The organism is Amycolatopsis sp. WAC 04182 (assembly GCF_003947465.1).
Lineage (GTDB): Bacteria > Actinomycetota > Actinomycetes > Mycobacteriales > Pseudonocardiaceae > Amycolatopsis.
Genome location: NZ_QHJJ01000014.1, coordinates 1 through 5,210, shown reverse-complemented (window position 1 = coordinate 5,210; position 5,210 = coordinate 1). Strand labels below are relative to the sequence as shown.

At 56.4% G+C, this 5,210-nt stretch carries 3 rRNA genes; all 3 read right to left on the bottom strand.

What is annotated here, in order from left to right:
* Nucleotides 1–4: 4 nt before the first annotated feature.
* The 3 genes from rrf to DMH01_RS42205 all read right to left on the bottom strand — a co-directional run bounded on the left by rrf (nucleotide 5) and on the right by DMH01_RS42205 (nucleotide 5,189).
* A 5S ribosomal RNA gene (gene rrf / locus DMH01_RS42215) occupies nucleotides 5–121 on the bottom strand.
* An 84-nt stretch (nucleotides 122–205) separates the two neighbouring features.
* Nucleotides 206–3,343: ribosomal RNA gene (locus tag DMH01_RS42210) — 23S ribosomal RNA — on the bottom strand.
* A 329-nt stretch (nucleotides 3,344–3,672) separates the two neighbouring features.
* A 16S ribosomal RNA gene (locus DMH01_RS42205) occupies nucleotides 3,673–5,189 on the bottom strand.
* Together the 16S, 23S and 5S rRNA genes form the textbook arrangement of a ribosomal RNA operon.
* Nucleotides 5,190–5,210: the final 21 nt, after the last annotated feature.

Sequence of the window (5,210 nt, the reverse complement as noted above, 5' to 3'; positions counted from 1 at the left end):
GTTAGTCCGGCGGTGTCCTACTCTCCCACAACCCTTCGGTTGCAGTACCATCGGCGCTGTCAGGCTTAGCTTCCGGGTTCGGAATGGGACCGGGCGTTTCCCTGACGCTATAACCACCGAAACACTACGAAACAACACTCCCCACCGAATACTGATGGTGGTTGTGTGGTGTTTCAGAGCTGTAGAGTGGATGCGTAACATCTTTGTGGGCAAGTCCTCGGCCTATTAGTACCAGTCAACTCGACAACACATTACTGTGCTTCCATTTCTGGCCTATCAACCCAATGGTCTGTTGGGGGCCTTAACCCACAAAGGGGTGGGATACCTCATCTTGGAACAGGCTTCCCGCTTAGATGCCTTCAGCGGTTATCCCTTCCGAACGTGGCCAACCAGCCATGCCACTGGCGTGACAACTGGCATACCAGAGGTTCGTCCGTCCCGGTCCTCTCGTACTAGGGACAGCCTTCCTCAAGTATCCTACGCGCGCGGCGGATAGGGACCGAACTGTCTCACGACGTTCTAAACCCAGCTCGCGTGCCGCTTTAATGGGCGAACAGCCCAACCCTTGGGACCTACTCCGGCCCCAGGATGCGACGAGCCGACATCGAGGTGCCAAACCATGCCGTCGATATGGACTCTTGGGCAAGATCAGCCTGTTATCCCCGGGGTACCTTTTATCCGTTGAGCGACACCCCTTCCACCAGGTGGTGCCGGATCACTAGTCCCGACTTTCGTCCCTGCTCGACATGTCTGTCTCACAGTCAAGCTCCCTTGTGCACTTGCACTCAACACCTGATTGCCAACCAGGCTGAGGGAACCTTTGGGCGCCTCCGTTACTCTTTAGGAGGCAACCGCCCCAGTTAAACTACCCATCAGGCACTGTCCCTGAACCAGATCATGGTCCGAGGTTCAGATTCCCAATCCGACCAGAGTGGTATTTCAACAACGACTCCACCAACACTAGCGTGCCGGCTTCACAGTCTCCCACCTATCCTACACAAGCCGAACCGAAAACCAATACCAAACTATAGTAAAGGTCCCGGGGTCTTTCCGTCCTGCCGCGCGTAACGAGCATCTTTACTCGTAGTGCAATTTCGCCGGGCCTGTGGTTGAGACAGCCGGAAAGTCGTTACGCCATTCGTGCAGGTCGGAACTTACCCGACAAGGAATTTCGCTACCTTAGGATGGTTATAGTTACCACCGCCGTTTACTGGCGCTTAAATTCTCAGCTTCACCCCGAAGGGTTAACCGGTCCTCTTAACGTTCCAGCACCGGGCAGGCGTCAGTCCATATACATCGTCTTGCGACTTCGCATGGACCTGTGTTTTTAGTAAACAGTCGCTTTCCGCTGGTCTCTGCGGCCACCCACCCCTAGTCCGCAAGGGACTTCAGAGTGTTTGGCCCCCCTTCTCCCGAAGTTACGGGGGCATTTTGCCGAGTTCCTTAACCACAGTTCACCCGATCGCCTTAGTATTCTCTACCTGACCACCTGTGTTGGTTTGGGGTACGGGCCGTGCACGCACTCGCTAGAGGCTTTTCTCGGCAGCATAGGATCACTCTACTTCACCTCAATCGGCTACGCATCACGTCTCAGCCTTGATGAAACACGGATTTACCTATGTTTCGGCCTACACGCTTACACCAGTACTACCACTCACTGGCGGAGCTACCTTCCTGCGTCACCCCATCACTCGACTACTACGGAATCAGATCCCACGCTCCACACAGAAACCTCCGTCCGAAGACATCGGTAACTGGCTTTGGGTGGTTAGTATCAACCGCCTCATCCTGGGCGCACGTGCTCGGGTACGGGAATATCAACCCGTTATCCATCGACTACGCCTGTCGGCCTCGCCTTAGGTCCCGACTTACCCTGGGCGGATTAGCCTGGCCCAGGAACCCTTGGTCATCCGGCGGCAGAGTTTCTCACTCTGCATTCGCTACTCATGCCTGCATTCTCACTCCCACACCCTCCACGACTGGCTTCCGCCGCCGCTTCCCTGGATGCAGGACGCTCCCCTACCCATCCGTGCGACTAGACGTTCCCGCAAGGGAAACGCCGATCTATATGCACGAATGACACAGCTTCGGCGGTGTGCTTAAGCCCCGCTACATTGTCGGCGCAGGACCACTTGACCAGTGAGCTATTACGCACTCTTTCAAGGGTGGCTGCTTCTAAGCCAACCTCCTGGTTGTCTGGGCAATCCCACATCCTTTCCCACTGAGCACACACTTGGGGGCCTTAGCTGGTGTTCTGGGCTGTTTCCCTCTCGACGACGAAGCTTATCCCCCGCCGTCTCACTGCCACACTCTCACACCACGGTATTCGGAGTTTGGTTGATTTCGGTAACCCGGTAAGGCCCCTAGACCATCCAGTAGCTCTACCCCCGTGGAGAAACATGTGACGCTGCACCTAAATGCATTTCGGGGAGAACCAGCTATCACGGAGTTTGATTGGCCTTTCACCCCTACCCACAGCTCATCCCCTCAGTTTTCAACCTAAGTGGGTTCGGCCCTCCACGTCGTCTTACCGACGCTTCAGCCTGGCCATGGGTAGATCACTCCGCTTCGGGTCTAGACCACGCGACTATATTCGCCCTATTCAGACTCGCTTTCGCTACGGCTACCCCACACGGGTTAACCTCGCCACGCAGCACTAACTCGCAGGCTCATTCTTCAAAAGGCACGCCATCACCTCAACATCACAAGGATGTGCTCGGGCTCTGACGGCTTGTAGGCACACGGTTTCAGGTACTCTTTCACTCCCCTCCCGGGGTACTTTTCATCTTTCCCTCACGGTACTAGTCCGCTATCGGTCTTCAGGAAGTATTTAGGCTTACCGGGTGGTCCCGGCAGATTCACAGCAAATTCCACGAGCTCGCTGCTACTCGGGAACACCAAACAAACGATCCACAACATGTTTTCGCGTACGGGACTCTCACCCACTCCGGTCGCCCATCCCAAGGCGTTCCACTAACACGCGTAACCGTTCCGAGGACTGTCAGATCCTCGACGCTGGGTCCCACAACACCACACACACAACGCCTGACAGCTTGACATGTGCATGGTTTAGCCTCTTCCGCTTTCGCTCGCCACTACTCACGGAATCACGGTTGTTTTCTCTTCCTACGGGTACTGAGATGTTTCACTTCCCCGCGTTCCCTCCACACACCCTATATATTCAGATGCGGGTAACACCACATAACTGGTGCTGGGTTTCCCCATTCGGAAATCCTCGGATCACAGCTCGGTTGACAGCTCCCCGAGGCATATCGCAGCCTCCCACGTCCTTCATCGGCTCCTGAAGCCAAGACATCCACCATGTGCCCTTAACAACTTGACCACAAAGATGCTCGCATCCACTCTACAGTTCTCAAACACCACACCAGAAACAAACAGCTCCCGGAGCTCGTGTAAGCCCCTTGGCGTGTTGCCTCAGGACCCAACAGCGTGCTTGTGAACACCATCCCCGACCATCCCGGGATCACCCTTTCCACGCTCCCCGGAGGAAGCAGTACTCAGACGCCCCGGCAACAGCCGGCGATCGCATAAACCAGTAGTTCCACAATTCCTTGAGCAACCAGCACAACACCACATTCGGGCATTGAGTGCCGGCCACCCCACCGTTCTGGTTCCGGGTATCCCGGGAACAGTGGATGTGTTGCTCCTTAGAAAGGAGGTGATCCAGCCGCACCTTCCGGTACGGCTACCTTGTTACGACTTCGTCCCAATCGCCAGTCCCACCTTCGACCACTCCCCCCCTTACGGGTTGGGCCATGGGCTTCGGGTGTTACCGACTTTCATGACGTGACGGGCGGTGTGTACAAGGCCCGGGAACGTATTCACCGCAGCGTTGCTGATCTGCGATTACTAGCGACTCCGACTTCACGCAGTCGAGTTGCAGACTGCGATCCGAACTGAGACCGGCTTTAAGGGATTCGCTCCACCTCGCGGTATCGCAGCCCTCTGTACCAGCCATTGTAGCATGTGTGAAGCCCTGGACATAAGGGGCATGATGACTTGACGTCATCCCCACCTTCCTCCGAGTTGACCCCGGCAGTCTCCCACGAGTCCCCGCCATAACGCGCTGGCAACGTAGGATAAGGGTTGCGCTCGTTGCGGGACTTAACCCAACATCTCACGACACGAGCTGACGACAGCCATGCACCACCTGTACACCAACCACAAGGGAAGCCCTATCTCTAGGGATGTCTGGCGCATGTCAAGCCCAGGTAAGGTTCTTCGCGTTGCATCGAATTAATCCACATGCTCCGCCGCTTGTGCGGGCCCCCGTCAATTCCTTTGAGTTTTAGCCTTGCGGCCGTACTCCCCAGGCGGGGCGCTTAATGCGTTAGCTACGGCACGGACAACGTGGATGTCGCCCACACCTAGCGCCCAACGTTTACAGCGTGGACTACCAGGGTATCTAATCCTGTTCGCTCCCCACGCTTTCGCTCCTCAGCGTCAGTATCGGCCCAGAGACCCGCCTTCGCCACCGGTGTTCCTCCTGATATCTGCGCATTTCACCGCTACACCAGGAATTCCAGTCTCCCCTACCGAACTCAAGTCTGCCCGTATCGCCCGCACGCTCCACGTTAAGCGTGGAGTTTTCACGAACGACGCGACAAACCGCCTACGAGCTCTTTACGCCCAATAATTCCGGACAACGCTCGCACCCTACGTATTACCGCGGCTGCTGGCACGTAGTTAGCCGGTGCTTCTTATCCAGGTACCGTCACTTGCGCTTCGTCCCTGGCGAAAGAGGTTTACAACCCGAAGGCCGTCATCCCTCACGCGGCGTCGCTGCATCAGGCTTGCGCCCATTGTGCAATATTCCCCACTGCTGCCTCCCGTAGGAGTCTGGGCCGTGTCTCAGTCCCAGTGTGGCCGGTCACCCTCTCAGGCCGGCTACCCGTCGTCGCCTTGGTAGGCCATTACCCCACCAACAAGCTGATAGGCCGCGGGCTCATCCTGTACCGCCGGAGCTTTCCACCACCAACCATGCGATCAGCAGTCATATCCGGTATTAGACCCAGTTTCCCAGGCTTATCCCAAAGTACAGGGCAGATTGCCCACGTGTTACTCACCCGTTCGCCACTAATCCACCCCGAAAGGCTTCATCGTTCGACTTGCATGTGTTAAGCACGCCGCCAGCGTTCGTCCTGAGCCAGGATCAAACTCTCCAACAATGTCAAATTTGATCGAGGCAA